Source organism: Rahnella aquatilis CIP 78.65 = ATCC 33071, from assembly GCF_000241955.1.
Lineage (GTDB): Bacteria > Pseudomonadota > Gammaproteobacteria > Enterobacterales > Enterobacteriaceae > Rahnella > Rahnella aquatilis.
This window is the reverse complement of the sequence record NC_016818.1, coordinates 3,686,640-3,711,253: the sequence shown is the minus strand read 5'-3', so window position 1 is coordinate 3,711,253 and position 24,614 is coordinate 3,686,640. Positions and strand designations below refer to the sequence as shown.

The 24,614-nt window shown below is 54.0% G+C and carries 23 protein-coding genes; 13 read left to right on the top strand and 10 right to left on the bottom strand.

Annotation, left to right across the window (positions count from 1 at the left end):
* Positions 1-34: 34 nt before the first annotated feature.
* The 3 genes from agp to RAHAQ2_RS16850 all read left to right on the top strand — a co-directional run bounded on the left by agp (position 35) and on the right by RAHAQ2_RS16850 (position 3,264).
* On the top strand, positions 35-1,336 hold the full coding sequence (gene agp, locus RAHAQ2_RS16860) for a bifunctional glucose-1-phosphatase/inositol phosphatase (protein ID WP_015698378.1): 1,302 nt from the start codon (positions 35-37) through the stop codon (positions 1,334-1,336).
* 101 nt (positions 1,337-1,437) lie between these two features.
* Positions 1,438-2,445: a fatty acid desaturase gene (locus RAHAQ2_RS16855; RefSeq protein WP_015698377.1), complete on the top strand. Its 1,008-nt coding sequence runs from the start codon at positions 1,438-1,440 to the stop codon at positions 2,443-2,445.
* A gap of 15 nt (positions 2,446-2,460) precedes the next feature.
* Entirely contained in the window at positions 2,461-3,264 is an 804-nt protein-coding gene (locus RAHAQ2_RS16850) for a phosphate/phosphite/phosphonate ABC transporter substrate-binding protein (protein ID WP_015698376.1), read from the top strand.
* Between the two features lie 46 nt (positions 3,265-3,310).
* Here the strand turns inward: RAHAQ2_RS16850 and sseA are convergent, their stop codons facing one another.
* The 3 genes from sseA to RAHAQ2_RS16835 all read right to left on the bottom strand — a co-directional run bounded on the left by sseA (position 3,311) and on the right by RAHAQ2_RS16835 (position 5,668).
* Positions 3,311-4,156, bottom strand: a complete 846-nt coding sequence (gene sseA, locus RAHAQ2_RS16845) for a 3-mercaptopyruvate sulfurtransferase (RefSeq protein WP_015698375.1) — start codon at positions 4,154-4,156, stop codon at positions 3,311-3,313.
* Between the two features lie 34 nt (positions 4,157-4,190).
* Complete coding sequence (locus tag RAHAQ2_RS16840; protein WP_015698374.1) at positions 4,191-4,739, bottom strand: GNAT family N-acetyltransferase; 549 nt, start codon at positions 4,737-4,739, stop codon at positions 4,191-4,193.
* 137 nt (positions 4,740-4,876) lie between these two features.
* On the bottom strand, positions 4,877-5,668 hold the full coding sequence (locus RAHAQ2_RS16835; RefSeq protein WP_015698373.1) for a helix-turn-helix transcriptional regulator: 792 nt from the start codon (positions 5,666-5,668) through the stop codon (positions 4,877-4,879).
* A 138-nt stretch (positions 5,669-5,806) separates the two neighbouring features.
* On the opposite strand from RAHAQ2_RS16835, the gene RAHAQ2_RS16830 reads away from it, so the two are divergent.
* Complete coding sequence (locus RAHAQ2_RS16830) at positions 5,807-6,577, top strand: class I SAM-dependent methyltransferase (protein WP_015698372.1); 771 nt, start codon at positions 5,807-5,809, stop codon at positions 6,575-6,577.
* A 56-nt stretch (positions 6,578-6,633) separates the two neighbouring features.
* Here the strand turns inward: RAHAQ2_RS16830 and RAHAQ2_RS16825 are convergent, their stop codons facing one another.
* Positions 6,634-7,554 (bottom strand): DUF808 domain-containing protein, encoded by a 921-nt coding sequence (locus RAHAQ2_RS16825; RefSeq protein ID WP_015698371.1) that lies wholly within the window; start codon positions 7,552-7,554, stop codon positions 6,634-6,636.
* Positions 7,555-7,942: 388 nt separating this feature from the next.
* Here RAHAQ2_RS16825 and RAHAQ2_RS16820 point away from each other — a divergent pair, with 388 nt between their 5' ends.
* From RAHAQ2_RS16820 to ppnP, 8 genes are all read left to right on the top strand, one after another.
* A complete protein-coding gene (locus tag RAHAQ2_RS16820; RefSeq protein ID WP_015698370.1) occupies positions 7,943-8,218 on the top strand; it encodes a YdgH/BhsA/McbA family protein in 276 nt (91 codons plus the stop codon).
* A 257-nt stretch (positions 8,219-8,475) separates the two neighbouring features.
* On the top strand, positions 8,476-9,054 hold the full coding sequence (locus RAHAQ2_RS16815) for a class I SAM-dependent methyltransferase (RefSeq protein ID WP_015698368.1): 579 nt from the start codon (positions 8,476-8,478) through the stop codon (positions 9,052-9,054).
* A 275-nt stretch (positions 9,055-9,329) separates the two neighbouring features.
* The gene (gene aroL, locus RAHAQ2_RS16810; RefSeq protein WP_015698367.1) at positions 9,330-9,854 is read left to right on the top strand and encodes a shikimate kinase AroL; all 525 of its coding nucleotides are present in this window, start codon (positions 9,330-9,332) and stop codon (positions 9,852-9,854) included.
* A gap of 546 nt (positions 9,855-10,400) precedes the next feature.
* Complete coding sequence (locus RAHAQ2_RS16805) at positions 10,401-11,183, top strand: IclR family transcriptional regulator (protein ID WP_015698365.1); 783 nt, start codon at positions 10,401-10,403, stop codon at positions 11,181-11,183.
* A 73-nt stretch (positions 11,184-11,256) separates the two neighbouring features.
* Positions 11,257-12,834 (top strand): OPT/YSL family transporter, encoded by a 1,578-nt coding sequence (locus RAHAQ2_RS16800; protein WP_015698364.1) that lies wholly within the window; start codon positions 11,257-11,259, stop codon positions 12,832-12,834.
* Positions 12,835-12,969: 135 nt separating this feature from the next.
* Positions 12,970-13,899, top strand: a complete 930-nt coding sequence (locus RAHAQ2_RS16795) for a DUF1177 domain-containing protein (RefSeq protein ID WP_015698363.1) — start codon at positions 12,970-12,972, stop codon at positions 13,897-13,899.
* Positions 13,900-13,903: 4 nt separating this feature from the next.
* Entirely contained in the window at positions 13,904-14,581 is a 678-nt protein-coding gene (locus RAHAQ2_RS16790; RefSeq protein WP_015698362.1) for an AroM family protein, read from the top strand.
* A gap of 181 nt (positions 14,582-14,762) precedes the next feature.
* Entirely contained in the window at positions 14,763-15,053 is a 291-nt protein-coding gene (gene ppnP, locus RAHAQ2_RS16785; protein WP_013576688.1) for a pyrimidine/purine nucleoside phosphorylase, read from the top strand.
* A gap of 69 nt (positions 15,054-15,122) precedes the next feature.
* Here the strand turns inward: ppnP and rdgC are convergent, their stop codons facing one another.
* On the bottom strand, positions 15,123-16,037 hold the full coding sequence (gene rdgC, locus RAHAQ2_RS16780) for a recombination-associated protein RdgC (RefSeq protein WP_015698361.1): 915 nt from the start codon (positions 16,035-16,037) through the stop codon (positions 15,123-15,125).
* A 209-nt stretch (positions 16,038-16,246) separates the two neighbouring features.
* Between rdgC and mak the strand changes: the two genes are divergently transcribed.
* A complete protein-coding gene (gene mak, locus RAHAQ2_RS16775) occupies positions 16,247-17,167 on the top strand; it encodes a fructokinase (RefSeq protein WP_015698360.1) in 921 nt (306 codons plus the stop codon).
* Between the two features lie 54 nt (positions 17,168-17,221).
* Here mak and RAHAQ2_RS16770 read toward each other — a convergent pair whose 3' ends face one another.
* The 5 genes from RAHAQ2_RS16770 to sbcD all read right to left on the bottom strand — a co-directional run bounded on the left by RAHAQ2_RS16770 (position 17,222) and on the right by sbcD (position 24,561).
* Positions 17,222-18,043: an ABC transporter ATP-binding protein gene (locus RAHAQ2_RS16770; RefSeq protein WP_015698359.1), complete on the bottom strand. Its 822-nt coding sequence runs from the start codon at positions 18,041-18,043 to the stop codon at positions 17,222-17,224.
* Positions 18,040-18,804: an ABC transporter permease gene (locus RAHAQ2_RS16765; RefSeq protein WP_015698358.1), complete on the bottom strand. Its 765-nt coding sequence runs from the start codon at positions 18,802-18,804 to the stop codon at positions 18,040-18,042. Before RAHAQ2_RS16765 ends, RAHAQ2_RS16770 begins: the two co-directional genes overlap by 4 nt.
* Positions 18,805-18,815: 11 nt before the next feature.
* Entirely contained in the window at positions 18,816-19,838 is a 1,023-nt protein-coding gene (locus RAHAQ2_RS16760; protein ID WP_015698357.1) for an ABC transporter substrate-binding protein, read from the bottom strand.
* Positions 19,839-20,077: 239 nt separating this feature from the next.
* The gene (gene sbcC / locus RAHAQ2_RS16755; protein ID WP_015698356.1) at positions 20,078-23,326 is read right to left on the bottom strand and encodes an exonuclease subunit SbcC; all 3,249 of its coding nucleotides are present in this window, start codon (positions 23,324-23,326) and stop codon (positions 20,078-20,080) included.
* Positions 23,323-24,561 carry an exonuclease subunit SbcD gene (gene sbcD, locus RAHAQ2_RS16750; RefSeq protein WP_037040144.1) on the bottom strand — a complete coding sequence of 413 codons (1,239 nt, stop codon included), beginning with the start codon at positions 24,559-24,561 and terminating at the stop codon, positions 23,323-23,325. The genes sbcC and sbcD overlap by 4 nt, the downstream gene beginning before the upstream one ends.
* Between the last annotated feature and the right edge of the window lie 53 nt (positions 24,562-24,614).

Below are 24,614 nucleotides of genomic sequence, written 5' to 3'. Positions count from 1 at the left end.
GAATCTACAAAACACTTCATCAAGAGGATCACTCGTGAAAAAAGCATCCCGTTATCTTGCCTTGTCTGCACTTGCCTGCGTTTTACCTCTTTCTTTACCCGCCGCTCAGGCCGCCCAGTCCGATAATTTAGAACTGCAACAGGTTCTGGTGCTCAGCCGCCACGGTATCCGCGCACCGCTGGTCAATTATGGCGATGTGCTTGCCGAATCAACGACGCATACCTGGCCGGTATGGAAAACCGAAGGCGGTCTGCTGACGCCGAAAGGCGGTCAGGTTTCCGAACATATGGGGCATTATTTCCGCGCCTGGCTGGCGAAAGACAAACTGTTGCCTGCCGCCGGATGCCCTGAAAATGCGCAGGTCTTTACCTATGCCAACAGTTTGCCGCGCACCATTGATACCGCGAAACACTTCACCAGCGGCGCTTTCCCCGGCTGTGAGGTCCCGGTGCTTAACCGCGTAGAAATCGGCAAAATGGATCCGGTATTTAACCCGATTATTACCGCAGAGGTGAACGACACCTTCAAAACCGGCGCCCTGAATTCCATTAATCAGCATGCCGGTGAGGGCGGTCTGTCGGGGTTGAATCAGCGTCTCAGGCCGAATTACCAGTTGCTGGAAAGCATTCTCGATTATAAAAACAGTAAAATCTGCAAAGAGAAACAACAGTGCGATCTGGCTTCGCAGCCGTCGGACGTGGTGCTGACGCAGGGCAAAGAACCAGGCATTACCGGCCCGCTGCGGATGGCCACCGGCGCGACCGACGCGTTCATGTTGCAGTATTACGAAGGTTTCCCGATGAAGGATATCGCCTGGGGAAAAATTGATACGCCAGACCAATGGACGAAGCTGGAAGCCATCAAAAATCTGTATCATGAAACGCTGTTCGGTTCGCCAGCGATTGCTGCCAACGCGGCTAAACCGTTGCTGACCTTTATCGCCGGTGCGCTCGATCCGAAGCTGACTTCAACAGCCGATCAGAAAACCGCACAACAGGCAAAACTGGCGGTGCTGGTCGGGCATGATTCGAATATCGCTTCACTGCTTGCCGCTCTGAAAACGCAGGATTACCGGTTGCCGGGGCAGTACGAACGCACGCCTATCAGCGGCACGGTAGTTTTCCAGCGCTGGCATGACAAGAAAGCGGATAAGGATCTGATGAAAATTGAATATGTTTATCCGACTGCCCGTCAGATCCGCAACAATGTGGCGCTGAGCCTGAAAAATCCTCCGGAACGCGTCACGCTGCAAATCGAAGGATGTACCACCGACAAGCAGGGTTTCTGCCCGATGGAACAGTTTACTCAGGCGCTGCAAAAAGATCTGCAGGGCTGAGTCCGTTAGCCGCTAACTGGCAATAGATAGTGTTTTAAGTTAGTTAGCGGTCCCCCTCCGTTGCCCGATAATGTGCCAAAGGTTTCTGACTCTGGCACATTATGGCGTCCTCTTCGTTTTACCTCAGCGCCCGCCAGCGGGCCGAAATTACCCTCCGCTCGCGCCATGCCTGGTGGCGGCTGGAAGTGCCCACCTGGCTGCTGATTGTCGCGGTCTACAGCGGCTGGTTTGCCGGTGTGTTCTTCTGGCGCGATCTGGGTCCGTGGCTCGGGACGCCGTGGCTTATCTGGTTCACCGCCTGGTATATGTCGCTGCAACATGAACTTATCCACGGGCATCCGACCCGCAAACCCTGGCTGAATCAGCTGTTCGGCACACTGCCGCTGGCGGTCTGGTTTCCCTATGGCCTGTATCGCGATACGCATCTGCAACATCACCGCAATGAACATCTGACGCTGCCCGGTGACGATCCTGAAGCTTATTATTTCAGCCGTGCCCGTTGGGGAGAGCTGTCGCCTGCAATGAAAGCTGTTGTCCGTCTGCGCAATACCTTGCCGGGAAGAATGCTCATCGGCCCGTTGCTGGATATTGTCAGTACGCTGAACGGCGCGCTAATGGCTGTATTGCGCGGTGAGTGGCGCACGGTGAGTATGTGGCTGATACAGGGTTTATTGCTGATGCTCCTGTTCAGCTGGATGGCGCAACGCGGGTTATCGCCGCTGTATTTTGTTCTGGCAGTGAGTTATCCGGCGCTGAGTCTGACCAAAGTCCGTTCTTTCTTTGAACACCGCGCAGAGCACTCGCCGCAGGCCCGATCGACGCTGAATGAAGCCGGTTTTGTGTGGCGTTTGCTGTTTCTGAATCTGAATTATCATCTGGTGCATCATGATTTGCCCGGCGTGCCGTGGTATGCGTTGCGCCAGGTCTATGTTGCCGACCGCGAGGCGTATATTCAGCGCAGCGAGGGTTTTGTGGTCTACGGTTACCGGCAGTGGTTCCGCGACCACACGCGGACACCCGTTGAGGTCGAAGCACATCCTTTTGCCGCCGGGAAATCTCCGGCGCAATCCGGGCGCAGCGGCTATGATTATCAGCAGGAAATCCCCTGACGGAGTGGCCATGTGATGCTGATGTCTTTGCCGATGTATGCGATTTCTCCCGCCGATGTGGAAGCCTTCGCCGGGGTATTACGCCAAAAACTGAAGCAACTTGGCCTCGTCTCCACGCCGGACGCGCTGAACTGGCCGCAGGATTTGTTCTGCCACTGGCAGGCCCCGGATTTGCTGCTCAGCCAGACCTGCGGTTTTCCGCTGATGGAAAGTTTGCCGCAGGTTCAACTGGTCGGCACATTCAGTTACCGGGCCCCCGGCTGCGAGGGTTTCCGCTACCGCAGCTTTTTGCTGGTGCGTGAAGAAGACGCAGGATTACATCTGGCCGGTTTCCGCCACCGGCGGCTGGCGTTTAACAGCACCGATTCCCAGTCAGGTTATAACAGCCTGCGTGCGCTGGTTGCGCCGCTGGCGAAAGACGGGAGATTCTTCTCACAGGCGACGGCCACCGGCAGTCACCGCGAATCGCTTCATTACGTTCAGCAGAATCTTGCCGATCTTGCCGCGATTGATTGCGTGACGCTGGAACTCCTGCGTCGTAGCGAACCCCACATCCTCAGCGGACTGGCGGTGATCGGACAAACTGCCGCTGTGCCGGGTTTACCGTTGATTACCTCCCCGCAGACCTCTTCGCAAGATCTGGCGATTTTGCGACAGGCGTTACGCGATATCGCGCATGAGCCGGTCAGTGAGCCCTTACTTATTGAAGAATTCACCGAAGTGCCGCGTCAGGCTTACCGCATGATCAGTCAGATGAAAGCGTTAGCACAGACATTTGGTGTCAGTGATCTGATGCCGGTATGCCAAAAAACAGCATAAAAAAACCGGGCATCGTGCCCGGTTGTCGTTTACCTGCATCAGGGTATCAGTGCGTTTCGATCGGAAAATCTTCGTTAATATCGCCCCATTCAGCCCATGAACCGTCATACAGCAGCACGTCTTTTACCCCCAGAGAATCCAGCCCGAAGGCCAGTGCCGCGGCGGTAACACCTGACCCGCAACTGGTGATCACCGGTTTATTCAGATCCACGCCCAGACGTTCAAACGTTGCCTTCAAATCTTGTGGCGATTTCAGGTGCCCGTCGTGTGTCAGTTCGGTAAACGGAACACTCAGGCTGCCGGGAATATGGCCGCCGTGCAGCCCCGGACGCGGTTCCGGTGCCTCGGCTTTAAAGCGTGCCAGGGAGCGTGCGTCAATGATTTGTACCTTGCCGATGGCATCTTTAACCTGCTCAGCACTGACCACCACCGGACGCACCAGTCTGGCATTAAAGGTCGTGGGCACGCGGGTGTGCTCGCCGCTTTGTGTCGGTTTACCTTCGGCCATCCACGCATTCAGCCCGCCATCCAGCACGCGTACACTTTTGGCACCAAAGCTGGTCAGCATCCACCAGACGCGCGGCGCAGAGAACAAATCGCCTTCGTCATACAGTACGATGGTTTGCGTATCGGCTACGCCTAAACGGCTCATCGACGCAGCGAATTCTTCCGCTGTCGGCATCATGTGTGGCAGGCCGGTAGTGCAATCAGAGATGCTGTCGACTTCCACATAAATCGCGTTGGGAATGTGCGTTTCGAGATATTTTGCGTGGAAATCGATAGGGGGTGTAATGCCCGGCTTGGATTTACGACAATCGATAATGACCACGTCCGGTGAGTTCAGATTCTTCGCCAGCCAGTCGGTAGATACGGTATGGGTAGAAAAAGTCATGTTCTGTTGCCTTATCTTTTTTGTGAAGCCAGTCTCAGAGATCGCCCGGGATCAGGGAATACATCCAGGCATCACGCGGCTGACCGTGATAATAAAGCCGGTTGCGGTGCAGGCCTTCTGATATCGCGCCCGTTTTTTCCGCCACCCGGCGGCTGCGGTCGTTGCCTTCCATCACCACGATTTCCAGACGGGTCAGCTCCAGTGCGGTAAATGCAAAGCGCGCCGCCGTTCTGGCTGCCAGCGTCGCCAGCCCGCGACCGGTATAACCGGTACGGATCCAGTAACCGAGATTGGCGAATTTATACTCCGGGATGATGCGGTTGATGCCCACGCTGCCAATCAGCTGACCGCCTGTACGTTCAAATACACAGAAATTGAATTCTGTCCCGCGATGGCGTTTCTGCTCGCTGTCAGCCAGATATTTCCGGCTGTCTTCAGGCGAATATTTCTCAGTGCACCAGGATTCCCATGCGCCAATATCCTTCACGGAGGCTTTAACTGCCGCAAAATGTGTGACGGCCTCAAGCTCAGTCGCTACACGAATTTCGAACTCTTCATCCTGATAAATCTGGCGTGTCATCATGAGCGTTATCCTGTCATGGAGGAAACCAATTATTTAGCAAACCGAAAAAGTCAGCCTCACATATCCGGCATCTGTATGTCAATTGGTGAGAACGCCCATTAAACGAGAAAAAACAGCAGACTGCCCGCTAGCGGTTTTTACGTTTCCGGTACCAGGATCACCAGTTTACATTCTGCATATCCGGCAGGAAAAAATGTCTGCTGCCGGTAACAGATTTCGCCCTGAAGCGGATGATGGAAACGCCGTTCACCCCCTTCGCGCGCCAGCACTTCCTGCTGCGACCACCACTGATTGAATTCGTGGCTGCGCTCCCGCAGGTTTATCACCGACTGGCGGACCGCTTCAGAATGGGCGTAATGACTGGTCTCAGCACGAAACTCCGCCACCACGCGTTTAGCGCGTTCCGGCCAGTTGGTGACCAGTTCGCGGGCCAGCGGATGCAGGAACATAAAATCCAGCAGATTAGGATGTTCATCCACGCCCAGCCAGCCACTGAACAACGCCCCGGCTTGCGGATTCCACGCCAGCACATTCCAGCCACTGTCGAGCAGATAGCCGGGGCAGGTCAGCTGATTCACGCAATCTTTCAGGCTGTCGTCCGGCGCGCCGGAGGAGGGCAACGCCTGCGGATCTTTAACCGAGGCTAAACTGAATAAATACTCGCGCGCGGCGGGCTCCAGCCGTAACGCTTTTGCCAGGCTGTCGAGCGTGGCGGCGGAAATGGATACATCACGGCCCTGCTCAATCCACGTATACCACGTTGCGCTGATCCCGCTGATTTGTGCCAGTTCTTCACGGCGCAAACCGCTGGTTCTGCGGCGTGAAGAACCGGGAAGCCCGACCATTTCAGGCGTGACACGTTCGCGGTGAGTACGTAAAAACATGCCCAGCGCTTTCGGTCCGCTGAGCGATTCTGCGTTATCAATCATCACATTCACTTAAACAGGGTGTAATTGATACCAGTATAAATGCTCATATTGTACCCGTATACAACAATGCCTATAGTGATTTTGAGGTCATTTGAAACCCGCATTCTCATTACAAAAACAAGACAGACAGGAGCAATGATGAACACAAAAAATACCCACAGTCAGGCGGTCGATAAGCAGTTTGGTTCACAGGCGCAGGATTATCTGACCAGCGCCGTGCACTCGCAGGGGGCGGATTTACAACGTCTGGCGACGCTGCTGGCACCCTTTCCGCATGCGCAGGTGATTGATCTGGGTTGTGGCGCGGGGCACGCCAGTTTTGTCGCAGCAGGTGTGGTTAAAAATGTCATTGCCTATGATTTGTCGGCGCAGATGCTGGACGTGGTCACGCAGGCTGCCCGGGATAAGCAACTGACGAATATCACCGTGCAACAGGGCGTGGCGGAATCGCTGCCGTTCGACGACCACAGCGCGGATGTGATTATCAGCCGCTATTCCGCACATCACTGGCATGATGTCGGACAGGCGCTGCGTGAAGTGGCGCGTGTGCTGAAGCCGGGCGGTAAATTTATCATGATGGATGTGGTTTCGCCGGGGCATCCGTTGCTGAATATTTATCTGCAAACCGTCGAAGTGCTGCGCGACACCTCGCATGTTTGCAACTATTCACCAGGAGAATGGTTGAACATGGCGGCTGAAGCCGGGCTGATTGCCTGTGAAGTGACGACTGACCGTCTGCCGCTGGAGTTCACCAGTTGGATCGCCCGCATGCGCACACCGGAACATTTCGCCGTCGCTATCCGCGAGCTGCAAAAAAAGATGTCGGATGAGGTGGTAAAACATTTTGAGATCCAGCCTGACGGTACGTTCACCAGCGATATCATGATGCTGGTGGCCAGGAAAAACTGAAGACAAAAGCAGTAAGTTGCGCCCTTCCCCCGCAGGAAGGGCGCAGAGTTTCGGCTTTATTGTTTCTTGCCCAATACTTTCTTTCCAATCATTGCCAGCACCAGCACGGCGGCACCTACCACCAGACCGACGACTAAATCAGTGGCACCGGTAATCAGCGTATTCACCCAGCTTTGGTGCCCGTGCATCAGGGGCTCAATCAGGCTGTGCATAAACGGCAGACCGTGGCTGATAATGCTGCCACCGACCAGGAACATCGCCACAGTCCCCACAACCGACAGGGCTTTCATCAGCCAGGGGGCGAGATTCACGATGCCGCGGCCAAAGGCGCGTACACCGTTCATGATGCTGCTTTCACCGTTTAGTTTGCTCAGGTACAAACCGGCGTCGTCAATTTTGACAATCGCGCCCACCAGCCCGTAAACACCGACAGTCATTGCCACCGCAATCAGCACCATTACGGTGACCTGATTAAGGAAGGGCGCTGATGAGACAATACCGAGCGAGATCACAATGATTTCAGCCGAAAGAATAAAGTCGGTGCGCACCGCGCCTTTGATCTTATCTTTTTCGTGATTTTTGGCATCTGCTTCTGTTTTTATTTCGGTGGCTGCCGGTTTTTCTTCTTCATGATGCTCGCCCGGCATGAGTTTATGGGCGATTTTTTCGAAACCCTCGTAACACAGATACGCACCGCCAATCATCAGCAACGGGGTGACGGCCCAGGGGATAAACGCACTGATCAGTAAAGCCAGCGGAACCAGAATGGCTTTGTTGATCATTGAGCCTTTGGCGACCGCCCAGACGATCGGCAATTCGCGATCGGCTTTCACTCCCGTAACCTGTTGTGCATTCAGCGCCAGATCATCGCCCAGCACGCTGGCTGTTTTTTTCGCAGCGACTTTACTCATTGCCGCCACATCATCAAGAATCGATGCGATGTCATCGATTAAGGCCAGAAGACTACCACCCGCCATAAATACTCCCTTTTATCATTATGCCAATGTTCTCCGCGCACGCGGGAACCCGAACTCTGTAGCCCTGACAGTGCAGGCGATCACAGCCACAGAAAATTCATACAAAATAATCATAACAGTGATTGCATGCCAGCGTCGATTTGTGCGAATGTTGTCCGGGTTATAAATAACTTTGAAAACTCTTCATACTTTCTCCATTAAATATCGTTAATTCTCCATCGTTTACGCTATCTGAAATGTTTATTTTCATTGCCTCCTTATTTTTACCACAATGGTTGAAATTCTTTACATTCGATTACGTCCGCTTTCATTGCTTCGCAGATAATTAATTCAACGGATTGCTTCCGCTCCATTAATTAACGAAACTAACGAAAGAAAGGTGCGTAATATGAAACTGTTACCTGCAATCACAGCTGTTGCTATTACCGTTGCTTCATTCTCAGCCCTGGCTGCAACGCCTATCTCTGAAATGCAGGCGCAAAGCGGTAACTACCAGTCACTGGGCACGGTGTCGGTCAGTGCGTCCAGTACCGTGCCGGGCAGCCTGCACGACCAGCTTAACCAGATTGCCACCGACAAAGGTGCGAGCCATTACCGTGTGATCGGGGCAGACACCCCGGGGGATTCAAGTCTGACCCGTGCCAGCGTTGAGTTGTATAAATAAGAAACAGATATTTAAACGGAAAGTTTGATTCGTCTGATTCTTATTCGCCTCAGTGGCGTTAGAGGAGTTGAGAAGGCCAATGTCAGCTGACATTGGCCTTTTTATTCCTTTTACTCTTTCGCTAATAATATTTATTTTGAGAATCATCTCATGGGATTTATTTCATATGAATCTTTCTGCCGATTTTTTCCCTTAATAATCATTTCTTAAGAATTTAAAAGTGATATAAGGGTCTATATCCTCAGGAGGACGTTTGAATGTTGAATGCCGCAAAAATGACGATTAAGAACACCGGGATTTCGATTCAGAATCAGTTTTTTTATTTGCAGAATTTTATTACTTCACCACGCACCATGGGCACGCTTATGCCCTCATCGCCGTGGTTGTGCCATGCAATGCTCAGCCAGATTGACTGGACGACATCGCTGGATATCGCCGAGCTGGGCGCGGCAGACGGCGTTCTGACACGCCGCATTCTGAGCCGGATGCGGGCAGATGCCAGGCTTGAGGCTTTTGAAATCCAGCCCGCGTTTGTGCGTAAGCTTAATCAGATGAAAGATAGCCGTTTGCAGGTGATGGCGCATTCTGCCGAGCATATGAGCACGCAGTATGACGCTGTGTTTTCCTGTCTGCCGCTGTTGTCGATGCCTCTGCGTACCAGCATCCGGATTTTGCAGTCCACACGGCAACAGCTGAAAGAAAAAGACGGCGTGCTGGTTTTATTCCAGTACAGCCAGCTGTCAGAGAAGTTGTTATCACGCTATTTCACCTGGAAAAAAATCCGCGTGGTGAAGAATTTTCCGCCCGCCCTGGTGTATATCTGTAAACCTCGCTGATACAGTCACTTAGCGGATAGGGCTCGCAAAGCTTATTGCAGGCCATTGCGCAGCAAGGATTTTTAAGTATGATGCCCTTAATGGCGTAAATAAAACGCTACAGAAGCTTCACCGGCAGGTGACAAAAATCTGCCAGTGAGGCTTTTTTGTTGTACTATTTGGCGAGTACACCGGCAGACCAGTACAATGACCCATTTTTGACACACACACTTCATATTGATGATGGATTTTCATCAGGCGGGCTAACGGCTCCCGGGGAATAAAGGATAGCGGTAATGACACAAACCATTTTCATGGTCGGCGCGCGCGGTGCAGGTAAAACGACGGTGGGCAGTGCTCTGGCTAAAACGCTGGGCTACAAATTTGTCGATACCGATCTGGCGTTGCTGTGCACTTCTGGCCTCAGCGTGGCAGATATTGTTGAGCGCGAAGGCTGGGAAGGCTTTCGCCGCCGTGAAACTGAGACACTCAAAGCCATCTGCTCGCCACTGACCGTAGTTGCCACAGGTGGCGGCGTGGTGTTGTCCCAGGAAAATCGCGACTTTATGTGTGAAAACGGTACTGTCATTTATCTGCGTTCCCCGGCATCAACCCTGGCAAATCGTCTGGAAGATACGCCGCTGGAAGATCAGCGCCCGACATTGACGGGCAAACCGATTACTGAAGAAATGATGGAAGTACTGAATGAGCGCGAGGCGCTTTATCAGGAGGCCGCCCATCATGTTGTTGACGGAACGCAGGAGCCGCAGACTGTCGTGAACCTGATTATGGACGCGCTGGCGCTGCCAATGGTGCGCTGAATTCCTCTTCGTCTGACAAAACGAGCCCGGGTGGCTCGTTTTTTTATGCCTGTACGTTGTGACTCAAAGCCGCATGAGAGAACGGTGTAAACAAAATGGGCCACTTCATGTGACGGGGATCACGTCAGTACAAGTATTGTACTGGTGTATATGTGGGGGTAAAATAATAACTTATGTGATTACATTAACGCTTTTCAACGGAACCCATGATGAAAGCCCTGAAGTCGTTCTTCAGTCAGCACGCCAAAGCGATGCCGGCTATCTGGTCAGTCACCATTATTCTCGTCGAAACCTGCATCGCCCTTTATATTTTGCGTAATATTTAATCACGATAATCTGCTGTGTTTTACGTGCTTCACCTCATTAATATCCGGCATTCAATTTCCCTGCCCCTCAATATAATGGCTTTAAGAATTTCTTTAAGCATATTAATTTTCCTTATGTGTTCTGCATGAAAAATAAACGACTTGACGCTGACACGTATCAGCTTTACTTTTTATTTAACTTAACAGGAACCCTGTTCCATATACCGGAACTCACTCCTTTATGACCACATTAGAAAATGCGGCTGCGGTACTGAAATTATTTTCAAAACAAGGAGTCCGGCAGGGACATCCGGGTTTGTCATTCAGTGATGTGGTCGAAGATTTAAAATTACCGAAAAGTACGGTTTCCCGTTTGCTGATGACGATGGAAACAGAAGGGCTGCTCGAACGTGATCCTGACAGCCGTTTGTACCGAATCGGACGATTATTACTGGCTGTTTCCAGCCATTATTTATCGGCTCCGCTGGTCGATTTAGCGTCGCCTTATATGGCGCAACTCAGCCAGCTGACGCAATGCACCGGCTATATCTCCATGCTGGAAGGGCGCGACATCATGGTCATGCGCATGTTTCCGGGCAGAACGTATCTGCAAGTGGTCACTCCGGCCGGAAGCCTGTTGCCCGCGCATGAAACAGCCATCGGGCGCGCGATTTTGGCACGATATACCGATGATGAAGTTCTGGCACGCTACAGCGACAAATATCAGGTGAATTCTGCTAATTCGCCGGCAAGCAGGGAGATTCTGTTATCCCGGCTGGCGGAAGTCCGGCAGCACGGTGTGTCATTTGCCAGCAACGAAACGTTATTGGGAATAAGTACCTTAGCCACCAGTATTTTTAATAAGCACCGTAATGAGACCGTCGGATTATGTTTATCTTTCCCTTCGCCCGCGCCGGGGAAAGAAATTCCGCAAGGCATAAAAGAAGGGCTGATTGCTGTAACCCGGCAAATCGCCGAAAAATTGGGTGATGAGTATTGGCATTTATCTAAAACGGCAATGTAGCCGTCAGGATAATGACCTATAACGGACCCGGATTATTTGCTATGTGAAATACTTGCTCAACACCAGGGGCCTTATGTCAGATCAACCTGCAAAACATAATAAGGAAAATCCGCTAAAGGATATTGGCACGCTCATCGTGATGATTTTGCTGTCTGTTTTAGGCGCAATCATCGGTGTTCAACTGATTACCACGTTAGGCGTTACGCCAAATACGTCGATTATCGGCGCGCTGTTTGCCATGCTACTGGCGCGCATTCCGATGCAGGCTTTTCACCGCTACCGTTCTGTTCATACGCAGAATCTGGCGCAAACCGTTATTTCTTCTGCGACCTTTGGCGCGGCAAACAGTTTGCTGATGCCGATCGCTATCCCTTATGTCATGGGGCAGCCGCAACTGATCATGCCGATGTTTACCGGCGTAGCCGCAGCGATGTTGCTCGATGCCTATCTGCTTTACCGTCTGTTCGACACCAAAGTGTTCCCTGCCAGCAATGCCTGGCCACCGGGTGTTGCGGCGGCTGAAGCCATCAAAGCGGGTGATAACGGCGGCCGTCAGGCCTGGCTGCTGGTCGCGGGTGTGGTTGTCGGGCTGGGGGGCGCGATGCTTAAAATCCCGATGGCGGCTTTCGGTACGGCATTTATCGGCAATATCTGGGCGCTCAGTATGTTTGGTATCGGCTTGCTGATCCGCGCTTATGCGCAGCCGGTCGCCGGGCTGGATCTTAACGCGCTGTATATTCCGCACGGCATGATGGTTGGCGCGGGGCTGGTGTCGTTGCTGCAGGTGATTCAGGTGGTGCGCGCTAAAAACGCCGACGCCAAAGCCACGTTTACCCAACCGGCGAAAGAGGTGCGTAAAGCGCTCGGTCTGGGCGCATTCGGTTATATTGCTATTGCTGCACTGCTGGCGCTGGCAGGCGGGCTGTACAGTGAAATGTCGGTCGGCATGCTGATCGCGTTCGTGATTTACGCTGCCTTTGCTGCTTTCTTCCATGAGCTGATTGTCGGGATTGCCGCGATGCATTCCGGCTGGTTCCCTGCCTTTGCCGTGGCGCTGATTACCTTAATTATCGGCATTCTGCTCGGCTTCCCGCCACTGGCGTTGTGCGTACTGACCGGCTTTACTGCGGCTACCGGCCCGGCATTTGCCGATATGGGCTTTGACCTGAAAGCCGGATTCATTTTGCGCGGTTATGGCAAAGATTTGCAGGCTGAACTCTATGGCCGCCGCATCCAGTTATTCGCTGCATTGCTGGCATTTATCATCGCCATTCCCGTTGTGTGGTACGCCCATTACGGTTACTTCGCCCAGGATTTAGTACCGCCGGTCGCGCGGGTTTATGCCAAAACTATTCAGGCCGGTGCCCAGCCGGGCATTGCGCACAGCCTGCTGATCTGGGCGATTCCGGGCGCATTGATTCAGCTGATTGGCGGCCCGAAACGCCAGCTTGGCGTGCTGCTGGCGACCGGTTTGCTGATCAACAGCGTGATGGCCGGATGGGCCGTAGTCTGCGGCATCGTGCTGCGCATTATCATTATCCGAATCTGGGGTGAAAAAGGGCGTACGCCAATGGAAGTGCTGGCGGCAGGCTTTATTGCCGGTGATGCACTTTACAGCTTCTTCACCTCGATTTTCAGTGCCAAAAAATAACGAGTACCGCACCAACACCAGGGCTGATGTTCAGCCAGCATTAAACACCTGACTGTTCCACGATGAACAGCACCCGCGACCGTTTTGGCTACTGCGTGACATACGCCGGTCGCGATGTTTTAAGAGGACTTTGTGATGAGTTTGCAACAGACATTAACGGTATTCGAACTGATTGACAGCGCCTATGTCAGCGGCCAGGACATTGTGGACTTGTTCGCCCGCTATCCGGGCATCACCGCCAGCACCCACCGCGCTGACGGCCCGAAAGGCGGCACCGATTTTGTGCGTATCACCGTGCCGGGCAGCCAGGGGAAAAGCCGTGGCGGCACAGCGCCAACGCTCGGGATTATCGGCCGTCTTGGCGGGATTGGTGCGCGTCCGACGCGTATCGGTCTGGTCTCTGATGGCGATGGTGCGATTGCCGCTGTCAGCAGCGCACTCAAGCTGGCTGACATGCAGCGCAAGGGCGATGTGCTCGACGGCGACGTGATTATCACTACCCATATTTGCCCGAACGCACCGACCCGCCCGCATGATCCGGTCGATTTCATGGATTCGCCGATTGATGACGTGACCATGAATGATAATGAAGTGGTGGACGGCGTCGATGCCATCCTGTCTATCGACACCACCAAAGGCAACCGCATCATCAGTCACAAGGGATACGCGATTTCGCCGACGGTGAAAGAGGGTTACATCCTGCGTGTTTCTGAAGATTTACTGCGCATCATGGAAATGACCAGCGGCAAACCGGCGGTCACTTTCCCGATTACCACGCAGGACATCACGCCTTACGGCAACGGCGTGCATCATCTGAACAGTATTCTGCAACCGTCAACGGCGACTACCGTACCGGTGGTCGGTGTGGCTATTACGGCGGAATCGGTTGTACCGGGTTGTGGCACCGGGGCAAGTCATGAAGTGGATATCGCGCTGGCGGCAAAATTTGCCGTTGAAGTCGCGAAAGAGTTTGGCCGCGGCACCTGTCAGTTTTTTGATGCCGATGAATATCAACTCCTGTTGTCGCTGTACGGAAGCTTGCGCCACCTGCAAAACCGGAAGTAACACGATGATGACATCCCTTGCGACGTTAACAATCGGACAGGCGCCACGCAGCGATATTATGTCGCTGCTGATGGCACATCTGCCAGCCGGGTCTGTCACCCATGTGGGCTTACTCGACGGGTTAAGTACGGAGCAAATTGAACAGCGCTATGCTGCCGCAGAGGGCGAGGCGGTACTGGTCACCCGCCTGCTTGATGGTTCGCAGGTCACGATGGCTGCGCACCGTGTGGAGCGAGGATTACAGGAAAAAATCGCGTTACTGGAAGCGCTGGGTTGCATGACCATTCTGCTGCTTTGCACCGGCCAGTTTCATCACCTGCAGGCTAACAATGCGCTGTTGCTGGAACCTGACCGCATTATTCCACCGTTGATCGGCGCAATGGTTGGCCAGCATCGTGCGGGTATTGTGGTGCCGGTTGAATCGCAGGTGGTTGAACAGGCGAACAAATGGCGCAAATTAGCTAAAGCGCCGTGTTTTGCTGTTGCCAGCCCGTATCTTTCTGACGATGAGGCGCTGACACAAGCCGCGATGCAACTGGCTGAACAGGGGGCGGAAGTCGTGGTGCTCGATTGCATCGGCTTTAACCGTCATCACGCCGATGTGCTGAAAAAGCATCTGAATATTCCGGTGTTGTTACCGAATGTCCTGATGGCGAAGCTGGCGGCGGAACTGGTGGTTTGAAGGTACGACTGGCGGGGCGAACAGCTACCCACAATGGCACTGTGTGACGGTAAAATCAAATCAGCGCTATCGCTTTGCGGGCGGTGTCGTCTCGTGCGGATAAAGCCGTAATAATCAGTGACAGAAGACGCTTTCTCCCCCTAATATGAAGGCTCTGAAATTTATCGCAAAGGGCCAATCTATGTTGAAAAATAATGAGTATTTTGACGGGAAAGTGAAGTCGATTGGTTTCGACAGCGAAAGTACGGGTTCAGCCAGTGTGGGCGTGATGGCCGTCGGTGAATACACTTTCGGCACTGCAAAGCCGGAAGAAATGACGGTGATCAGCGGCTCACTGAAAGTGCTGATCCCGGGATCGCCGGACTGGCAGGTGTTTAAGCCAGGCGAAACGTTCTACATTCCGGGTAAAAGTGAATTCAACTTACAGGTCGGTGAGACCACGTCGTATCTCTGTAAGTATTTAACGAAATAGTTATTCAGACACGGTCGAAACAAGAAAGGCGCCAATGAGCGCCTTTTCTTATTTTTGCAGGGTGAGAGATTAACGCTGCGCTTCGCCGCCTAAGGCTTCGATCAGGTTCTGAATTAGCGCCGCCAGTTCACCGGTCATCAGCACGAAATCGGCATCAAAACGGCCAGCGAAATCTTCGCGGTCGATATCTTCGTTTTGATCACGAATGACGTCGCTGAATTTCAGGCGCTTAATGCTGCCATCGTCCGCCAGCATCATCGCAATGCGTTCCTGCCAGTCCACTGCCAGCTTGGTCACCAGTTTGCCATTCTCAATATGAGTGGCAATTTCATCGCTGACCAGCGCCTGTTTCTTACAGCGGATCACGCCGCCTTCTTCCAGAATTGCTTTCAGCTCAGCTTCATCCTGCAACGCAAAACCAGCCGGGGTATCGCCTGAACGCACCCATTCGGTCAGCGTCAGTTCGATCGGGCTTTCCATGGTCAGCGGTACCACCGGCAGCGAACCGAGACTTTTACGCAGCAGCGCCAGCATGTCTTCCGCTTTCTTGGCACTGGCGGCATCAACCATGATCAGACCGTTAACGGTATCAATCCACATGAAAGTCTGACTGAAACGGCTGAAGGCGCGCGGCATCAGGCTGTGCAACACTTCATCTTTCAGGGAATCTTTTTCGGTTTTCTTCAGCTTGCGGTGTTGTTCACCTTCGAGCTGTTCAATTTTGGCCTGTAGCTCCTGTTTGATCACCGGAGAAGGCAGAATTTTTTCTTCTTTACGGGCGCAGATCAGGATCTGACCGCCGTTGACATGCGTCAGGGCGTCACCACCGTGAGAACCCATCGGTGAGACCCAGCCGGTTTTCGCCATATCCTGGCTGCCGCACGGGGTAAAGGTGAAAGCACTGAGCTGTTTTTCCATTTCGTCAGCAGATAACGAAACTTCACGGCTCAAACGGTAAACCAACAAATTCTTAAACCATAACATGGCGTTATCCCTGTCCCGGCGCACTCGTGGTACGCTGAATAAATGAATGCAGGGCGGCATGATAACCAATTGAGCGTCAGTCGTCGTTAAGAAATCGCCGCACCCTGTAACATTGCATAACAGCTTATTCTGGTGACAGTCGCGTCTGGCTTCTAAACTGAATAAACTCAAAAAAACTGACCCTGCAAAGTGTAAAAGGAGAACAACACGTGCGAATTGGCATTGATTTAGGCGGCACAAAAATAGAAGTCATTGCGTTATCTGGTGAAGGTAAAGAGCTGTTCCGCAAACGGGTCGATACGCCGAGAAACGATTACGAGCGTACACTCAAGGCGATTGAGGGGCTGGTGCTGGACGCCGAAAAAGCCACCGGTCAGCGCGGCAGCGTGGGGCTGGGGATCCCCGGCACATTGTCGCCCTTTACCGGCAAGGTAAAAAATTCCAACTCGGTCTGGCTGAACGGACAACAACTGGATGAGGATCTGGCGCTGCTGTTAAAACGCGAAGTGCATATTGCCAACGATGCCAATTGCCTGGCGGTGTCAGAAGCCACTGACGGCGCGGGCGCGGGCCGTCAGACCGTATTTGCCGTGATTATCGGCACCGGCTGCGGCTCGGGTGTTGCGCTGCACGGCGCGGCGCATGCGGGCGGCAATGGCAATGCCGGGGAATGGGGACATAACCCGCTGCCGTGGCCGGATGATGAAGAAATTCAGTTTGCCCGTGAGGTGCCGTGCTATTGCGGGAAATCAGGCTGCGTCGAAACCTTTGTTTCCGGCACCGGTTTTGCAGAAGACTACTTCCGTTTGTCCGGCCAGCGGCTCAAAGGCGCAGAAATTATTGCACTGGTGGAGCAGGGGGACGAAACCGCAGAGCAGGCGCTCGGGCGCTATGAACGCCGTCTGGCCAAGGCGCTGGCGAACGTGGTGAATATCCTCGACCCGGATGTGATTGTCTTGGGGGGCGGCATGAGTAACGTGGATCGTTTGTATCAGACGGTGCCGCTGCTGATTAAACAATGGGTGTTCGGCGGGGAATGTGAAACGCCGATCCTCAAAGCCGTTCACGGAGATTCGAGCGGGGTACGCGGCGCTGCCTGGCTGTGGCCGCAATCACGTTTTGCGTTGTAATTTCTTAATCAATCTTCAGGGGCGCAGAGTTTGCGCCCCTGATCCTGTCGCCAGCTAAAGCGCCATCTCCCGCTTAAACACTTCCAGGGTATGCGCCTTCACGCGGATAAATTCCGGATGGCTCATGATTTCCGACGCGCGAGGACGCGGCAGGTCGAACGGTACAATTTCGGCAATCTGCGTTGGCCGCCGTGTCAGCAGTAAAATCTCATCCGCCAGAAACACGGCATCTTCCAGATCATGCGACACAATCAGCATGGTGACGCCGGTCGCCAGTTGCACTTCCTGCAATTTATCGCGGATAAACAACGTCATCTCGAAATCCAGCGCCGAGAAGGGTTCGTCAAGGAACATCACTTCTGGCCGCGTTGCCAGCGCCCGCATGATACACACGGTTTGCTGCTGGCCGCCGGAAAGCTCATACGGATAGCGTTTCAGGTCAAAGCGGATATCAAACATTTGTGTCAGTTCCTCCACCCGCGCATTCACATCCGCTTTGTTCATGCCGTGGCGGATCAGGGGGTAGGCGATGTTGGCACGCGCGCTCATCCACGGAAACAGCGCATCGCGGTAGTTCTGAAACACATAGCCGATGGTGGTCTGTGCCAGCGTTTTGCCGTCAAACAGAATGTCGCCAATATCGACCGGGATCAGCCCGGCGATCATATTCATTAAGGTCGATTTCCCGCAGCCATTCGGGCCGAAGATCGACACAATTTTGCCGCGCGGTAAATCCAGATTGAGATCGGTGTACAGCGGCTGTCCGGCAAATGCCTTGCTCAGTCCGCGGATCGTCACATGTGTGTCGGGGCGGGTGGCGTATTGCGGCAACTGGGGGCCTTTATAATCCGGGTTAAGCGAGAGAGGTTGCGTCATGCTTTGCTACTCCAGTGGACGGTTTTTTTCTCGATCAGCAAAAAGGCCAGATTAAGCAGATAACCCAGCGCGCCGGTGATCAGGATCGAGGCGTACATGTCTTTGATATTGAACACCTGCTGGGCATCGATGATCCGGTGGCCGAGGCCGGTTTCGGAGCCGATAAACATTTCGGCGACGATCACGATCACCAGCGCAATCGACACGCCGGTACGCAGGCCAACAAAAGTTTGCGCCAGGCTTTCCATCAGCATGATGTCTTTGAAAATATGCCAGCGGGAAATGCCCATGACCCTGGCCGCCATCAGGCGGGTTTTCCTGGCATTCATCACGCCGTAGGCGCTGTTGAACAGGATGACCAGCACGGCGGCAAAGGCGGCGATAGCGATTTTGTTGGCATCTGTGATACCGAAAATCAACATAAACAGCGGGATAAGCGCTGAGGAAGGTGTTGAACGGAAGAAGTCGATCAGGAATTCCAGGCTGCGGTAGACCTTTTCGTTACTGCCTAAAATGACGCCGAGCGGCACGCCAGTCACCGCGGCAAAAGCAAAGGACACCAGCGTGCGGTAAAGGGTTGCGCCGATGTCGGTGCGCATGGACGCATCCGAAAACGACTGGAACATGTAGCCGATTGTCTCGACGGGCGAGGGCAGAAGCACCGGATTGAGCCATTTCGCGCTGACGGCCAGTTGCCAGAATAAAAACAGCAGTACCGGGCCGACCAGCGGCAGTAACCTTGAAGACCAGCGTGATGTCATCCTGTTTCTCCTTATCCCTGATAAATCAGCGAGGCGACATCCACCGGCTTGCTGAAGATTTTTCTTTCGGTAAATACGTCATAAAACTTCTGGAACCATTGCAGGTTGTCGCCTTTCAAATCCGGGTACATCACAAAACCCGGCAGCGGCACTTCCTTCACCAGCGCCGGTTCAATGCTGGTGTAACCGGCGACGTTTTCGCGCGCTTTATCAGGGTGAGCTGCAATGAAGTCCACCGCTTTCTGATAAGCGGCAATAAACTTTTTGGTTTGTTCCGGTTTCTCAGCGATAAAACTGGCGTTCAGTGCCGCCGCGCCGCCGAACCACGGGGCGTCGGCGTTGCCGAGCACGTATTTCGAAATCACGCCGGTTTCCAGCGTGCGGGAAAGGTTTTTCATTCGCCCGACAGTGCCGGTCGGTTCGAGCGTATACACGCCGTCAATTTGTCCGGCGGCCAGCGCAGGCACATGTTGTCCCACCGGCAGTTCGATCACTGAAGGATTAGTGAAACCATTTTTCTCCAGAATGATCTTTGCCATAGTGACGTTCTGGATCCCCGGTCCGCAGGCGATTTTCTTACCTTTCAGGTCACTGATCGCTTTTGCCGTGCTGTTCAGCGGCACCAGGAATTCATCCAGCACCAGCTTATGGTTTGACGGGTTAGAACAGATAATTTTGAACAGACCCGGTGAGGTGATCGCCCCCAGTCCCAGCGCGCCGGTTGCCGTACCGTTGGCGCAGCCGTGGATCCTGCCGGTGATCATCCCTTCGACAATTTGCTGGGCGCTGGCGAATTTAACGCCTTTCACATTCAGCCCGGCTTCTTTAAAAAAGCCCTGTTCCAGCGCCACATACAGCGGTAAACCGCCGACAATCGGCCAGTAACCAATACGGATTTCGTCATCGTCGGCTGCAAAAACGGACGTCGGGATCATGCCGCCAAGGGTGGATACGCCGCCGGTGATAGCGAGCCATTTCATCAGCTGGCGGCGTTTTTTATCCACCGGAAGGCATTCGGGTTTGATGTTTTTCATGGGCGGTTCCCTTAGCGGTTATGAAGGCGTTGCAACTTGTACTGCAACTTGTATACATAACGTTAAGCACAGGGCGTGCCAGTTTACTGGCGGGTGGGAATTAGCCGAAATTCAGCAGGTTGGCACAGGAGAACGCACTGCGCTGGTGCGATTTTTGTGCAGATGCTCACAATCAGGATCCACAACAGGGCATATCGCTAGCAATCTCACTAGCGGCATGCCCTGGCAAAAAACGGCGGTCAGACTTTAAATTCACTGCTCAGGCGACTGACACCCAGACCATTTACCTTGGTGACTTTGATTTGTACCGGAATGCGATCTTTCATCGCTTCGACATGGCTTATTACGCCGATGGTTTTACCCGAGGCATTGAGGCTGTCCAGCGCATCCAGCGCGGTATCCAGTGTGTCGGCATCGAGCGTGCCGAAACCTTCATCAAGGAACAGTGAGTCAATACGGGTTTTATCACTGACCAGATCGGAGAGCGCCAGCGCCAGTGCCAGACTGACCAGGAAGCTTTCGCCACCGGATAACGTGCGGGTGTCGCGCACGGCATCGGCCTGCCAGGTATCGACCACCTGCAACTCCAGCGCATCGCTGGTTTTGCGCTGCAACAGATAGCGCCCGTGCAGTTTTTCCAGCTGACGGTTCGCCAGATATACCAGATGATCGAGCGTCAGACCCTGCGCGAATTTACGGAATTTCGCGCCGTCGCTGGAACCAATCATCTGATTGAGATAACCCCAGTCATCGCAGGTCAGCTGCGCCTGGGCAATCTTAGCGATCAATGCCTGTTGTCCGCTGTGCCGCTGTTTGTCGCTTTCCAGCTGATTTTTCACTTCGCCCAGACGCTGTTGTAACGCTTTCAGCTGTTGTGCCAGTTCCGTCTGCTGCACCGTCAGGGCGTTGAGATCACTGTCGGTTTCACTCAGATGTGCAGGACGGGCAAGGCGGTGCTTTTCCAGCATGTCTTTGGCGTCGATCAGTAACGCCTGTACCTGCGCCAGTTGCTGTTGCAGATGTTCTTTGCGTTGCTGAAGTTGCTGACGCAGCGCGTCGTCAAGCAGTGCCTCTTTCACTGCGATTTCATCGGCGAATCCGCTGGCGCTCAGCGCCTGCTGCCACGCCTGTTCCGCCTGCGTCAGTTGTGCGGCGGTCTGTAACTGTCGCTGCTGCGTACTGGCCAACTGACCGGCCAACTGGTCGCGCTGTTCCTGCGCTTTATGCAGCGCGGCTTGTGCATCACTGAGCGCTTTTTCTGCCGCCTGCTGTTGCTGATGTAAGTGCTCGCGAACCTGAGCCACCTGGCGCTCACCGAACAGCTCGAGACGCAGGGCATTCAGCGCAGAAAGGTTTTTTTCACCCTCCGTCAGTTGTTTTTGCAACCGCACAAGATCTTGCTGAGATTTCGCCTGCATCTCTTCCAGCCCGGTAATGCGTTCGGTCAGCAAGGCACTTTGCTGCCGGACTTTCTGCTGCTGGTTCAGGGCGTCAGTCAGCGCATCTTTGGCCTGTTGCAGCTCCCGCGTCAGTTGTTCATGCTGGCTGATCAGTGCCTGAGTCTGCTGCTCTTCTTCGTCGCGGGCAGTCAGCCATTGTGTGATGTCGGCGGTGTCATGCAGCGTAAATGTCAGATTCAGCGGCGTACTGAGCTGTTGCCAGTTGGCGGTATGCGCATTCAGTTGCTGCTGATCCTGCTCCATCTGGGTTTGCAGACGCGTTTGCTGTTCTTTCAGGTTTTTGATCTTCGCCGCCAGTTCGATACCGCTGGCTTTTGCCGCATCGAATTCCAGTTGCATTTTCTCGACGCGCTGCGCCGTTTCAGAAGGTTTGATCTCCTGATAGTGTTCAACCGCCGGATGTGATGTCGAGCCGCACAGCGGGCAGGCCTGGCCGCTTTGCAAATTCGCGCGTTCGGCTTCGAGACTGACGATCAGCATTTCCTGTTTATGCAGCGCTTTGACGTCATTCAGATGTTCCAGCTGTTTCTGGCATTGCTGGCGGATCGCACCCAGGCGCTGTTCTTCCTCTGTCAGTTGCGTCTGATATTGCGCAAAATCTTTATGTTGTTGCTGCACGCGCTGGTTCAGTTGCGGGAAAATTTGCGCGAGTGAAAACAACTGCTGACGCACCGGCCTGAGCAGCATCAGTTCCTTTTGCCGTTTCTGCAAGGCCGCCAGCGGGTGCTGCTTTTCCAGTCCGGTCTGGCGCTGCTGTGCGGCGTTAAGGGCTTCGGTTAGTGCGGTCTGGCGGGTCTGATGCTGACGACTTTCTTCATCCAGCTTCTGGCGTTCCGCCGTGATTTGCAGCAACGTCGCGCTTTGTTCAGCGGCCTGTTTCTGCGACTCACCCACCGCCTGCTGTGTTTCCGCCAGCGATTTGCGCCATTGAGTGATTTCGCCGTCCAGCGGCAGGATTTTTTCTTCGATCAGCGTCTGCATCCGGCGCTGTTCTTCGGCCTGTGTCTGCCGTGCCGTTTGAGCCTGTTCTTGCGCCTGTTTCAGCGGCGTCAGCTGCACAAGCTGCTGTTCCTGCTGCTGCGTCAGTTGTGTCAGCCATTGCTGAAGGCGTTGTGATTCGTCCTGACAACGCTGGCGATCAACGAGTAACGGACGCAGTTTTTCTGCCGGTTCACTGCGCGCCAGTTGCTGTAACTGCGGCGCGGCGGCCAGATTTTCCTGCTCTGCGGCGGCCAGTTGCTGCTGAAATTGCTGCTGTTTTTGCTGCATCTGCTGCCATTGTTGCAGCCAGTTCAGATCCTGCTGGCGTTGCTGCGCCTGCTGGCTGAGACTGATTTCCTGCGCGTTCAGTTCAGCACGTTGCGCTTCCAGCGTCTGGCGCTGCTCTTCGCTGAGCAGTTCGATTCCGGCCATGCGCTGATGCAGGCCGTCCAGCGCAATACGCGCTTCTTTATGTTGTTCAAACACGCGTTCAGACAGCAACCCGTAAATTTCGGTGCCGGTCAGTTCTTCCAGCAGTTCGGCGCGGTCATTGGCATCGGCATTCAGAAACGCGGCGAACTGCCCCTGAGACAGCATCATCGATTTGGTGAAACGGCCAAAATCCAGCCCGGTCAGGGTGGCGATGGCGTCGAGTTTGTCGCGTACTTTATCGGCCAGGATTTTGCCGTCGGCCAGTAACGCCAGCTCGACTTTCGGTGCCTGCAGATTCCCGTCAGGGGAATTTTTGGCACGCCGCTGGCTCCAGAATGCGCGGTAACCCACACCTTTCACTTCAAACTCCACTTCCGCCAGTGATTCGGCAGTGTGGCGGGTCATCAGTTCGTTCTGACTTGGCGTGATATTCAGCCGTGGCGTCTGATGATAAAGCGCCAGACAAATAGCATCGAGCAGGGTGGTTTTCCCGGCGCCGGTCGGGCCGGTGATGGCGAATAATCCGTTGCTGGCAAACGGCTCGGCGGTGAAATCAATTTTCCATTCGCCTTCCAGCGAGTTCAGGTTTTTTAAACGAAGGCTGAGAATTTTCATCGTGGGCTGTCCTCCGCGCTCTGACCGCTGGTGACCTGTTCAACAACCTGCGCGAACAATGTGCGCATCCGCGCCTGACGGGGTTCATCAGGGGCCGGCTCCAGCGCCAGCCGCCGTTCAAAGACGTCGCTGACACTCAGTTCGCTGAGGGTTTCTTTTTCCTGCTGCCCAATACTGCTGATGCGTTGTTCTTTGCTGCGGCGTAACAATACGACTTCCACCGGCAGATCGGCCGTTAGCGCCTGAATGCGCCGTTGAATATCACTGAGGTAATCCTGCGTGGCGACTTCGATATCCAGCCAGACGGTTTTTTGCGCATCGCCGCCTTCGAACTGCGCCAGTTGCTTTTCAATCTCCGCCAGCGAGCCTTTGATTATCTGCATTGGCTGGAAAACGGGGATTTCCAGTGTCTCGATGGTGTTGAGCGTTGCGCCGTCGAAATCGAGCAGATATACGCTTTTGGCCTTGCTCAGCTCGTCAAAACTCAGGGCAATCGGCGAGCCGCTGTAACGGATATGATGCGTTTTGGCGACGCACTGCGCGCGGTGAATATGCCCCAATGCCACATAATCGACCGGCGGAAAGGCCTGCGCCGGAAACGCATCAAGCGTGCCTATATAGATGTCGCGCACGGAATCAGAGGTACTGACGCCGACAGTCGTCAGATGGCCGGTCGCAATAATGGGCAGCGGCACGCCCAGTTCGTCACGTCTGGCCTGCGCGGCCTGCCACAGTGCGTCATAATGCGCGGCGATGGCTTCCTGCAACGCCAGTTGTTTGTCGCTGCCGGACTGACCGGCCTGGCTGGCGAGCAGATCACGCGGACGTAAAAACGGGATGGCGCACAGTACCGCGCCCGGTTTTCCGTCACGCTGACGGAGCACTAAAACCTGTTCAGAAAGGTTTTCACCGACGGTAGCAATCACCCGCGTGTTCAGGCAGGAAAGTAGCTCGCGCGATTCATTGAGTGTGGCGACGGAATCGTGGTTGCCCGCCAGCACCACCAGCTGGCAGCCGGTGTGTTGTAATTCCACCACGAAGCGGTTATACAATTCGCGGGCATAACTGGGCGGCGATCCGGTATCGAAAATATCGCCCGCGACAATCACGGCATCGACCTGATGTTGCTGCACCTGACCGGTCAGCCAGCGCAAAAATGCCTGATGTTCGGCTGCACGGCTTTTAGTGAAAAAGTACTGGCCGAGATGCCAGTCTGACGTGTGGATCAGGCGCATGAGACTCCCGTATGAACCCTGGATGACGACGATGGGGCAAAGTATAAACGCCA

Bases quoted from the DNA above. Each gene is read 5' to 3' on its own strand.
- RAHAQ2_RS16855 (WP_015698377.1), top strand. From the start codon at position 1,438: ATGGCGTCCTCTTCGTTTTACCTCAGCGCCCGCCAGCGGGCCGAAATT.
- rdgC (WP_015698361.1), bottom strand. From the start codon at position 16,037: ATGTTATGGTTTAAGAATTTGTTGGTTTACCGTTTGAGCCGTGAAGTT.
- sseA (WP_015698375.1), bottom strand. From the start codon at position 4,156: ATGACTTTTTCTACCCATACCGTATCTACCGACTGGCTGGCGAAGAAT.
- sbcC (WP_015698356.1), bottom strand. From the start codon at position 23,326: ATGAAAATTCTCAGCCTTCGTTTAAAAAACCTGAACTCGCTGGAAGGC.
- RAHAQ2_RS16765 (WP_015698358.1), bottom strand. From the start codon at position 18,804: ATGACATCACGCTGGTCTTCAAGGTTACTGCCGCTGGTCGGCCCGGTA.
- RAHAQ2_RS16820 (WP_015698370.1), top strand. From the start codon at position 7,943: ATGAAACTGTTACCTGCAATCACAGCTGTTGCTATTACCGTTGCTTCA.
- RAHAQ2_RS16795 (WP_015698363.1), top strand. From the start codon at position 12,970: ATGAGTTTGCAACAGACATTAACGGTATTCGAACTGATTGACAGCGCC.
- RAHAQ2_RS16805 (WP_015698365.1), top strand. From the start codon at position 10,401: ATGACCACATTAGAAAATGCGGCTGCGGTACTGAAATTATTTTCAAAA.
- RAHAQ2_RS16850 (WP_015698376.1), top strand. From the start codon at position 2,461: ATGCTGATGTCTTTGCCGATGTATGCGATTTCTCCCGCCGATGTGGAA.
- RAHAQ2_RS16835 (WP_015698373.1), bottom strand. From the start codon at position 5,668: ATGATTGATAACGCAGAATCGCTCAGCGGACCGAAAGCGCTGGGCATG.
- RAHAQ2_RS16800 (WP_015698364.1), top strand. From the start codon at position 11,257: ATGTCAGATCAACCTGCAAAACATAATAAGGAAAATCCGCTAAAGGAT.
- RAHAQ2_RS16790 (WP_015698362.1), top strand. From the start codon at position 13,904: ATGATGACATCCCTTGCGACGTTAACAATCGGACAGGCGCCACGCAGC.
- ppnP (WP_013576688.1), top strand. From the start codon at position 14,763: ATGTTGAAAAATAATGAGTATTTTGACGGGAAAGTGAAGTCGATTGGT.
- RAHAQ2_RS16825 (WP_015698371.1), bottom strand. From the start codon at position 7,554: ATGGCGGGTGGTAGTCTTCTGGCCTTAATCGATGACATCGCATCGATT.
- RAHAQ2_RS16770 (WP_015698359.1), bottom strand. From the start codon at position 18,043: ATGACGCAACCTCTCTCGCTTAACCCGGATTATAAAGGCCCCCAGTTG.
- RAHAQ2_RS16760 (WP_015698357.1), bottom strand. From the start codon at position 19,838: ATGAAAAACATCAAACCCGAATGCCTTCCGGTGGATAAAAAACGCCGC.
- sbcD (WP_037040144.1), bottom strand. From the start codon at position 24,561: ATGCGCCTGATCCACACGTCAGACTGGCATCTCGGCCAGTACTTTTTC.
- RAHAQ2_RS16830 (WP_015698372.1), top strand. From the start codon at position 5,807: ATGAACACAAAAAATACCCACAGTCAGGCGGTCGATAAGCAGTTTGGT.
- RAHAQ2_RS16815 (WP_015698368.1), top strand. From the start codon at position 8,476: ATGTTGAATGCCGCAAAAATGACGATTAAGAACACCGGGATTTCGATT.
- aroL (WP_015698367.1), top strand. From the start codon at position 9,330: ATGACACAAACCATTTTCATGGTCGGCGCGCGCGGTGCAGGTAAAACG.
- RAHAQ2_RS16840 (WP_015698374.1), bottom strand. From the start codon at position 4,739: ATGATGACACGCCAGATTTATCAGGATGAAGAGTTCGAAATTCGTGTA.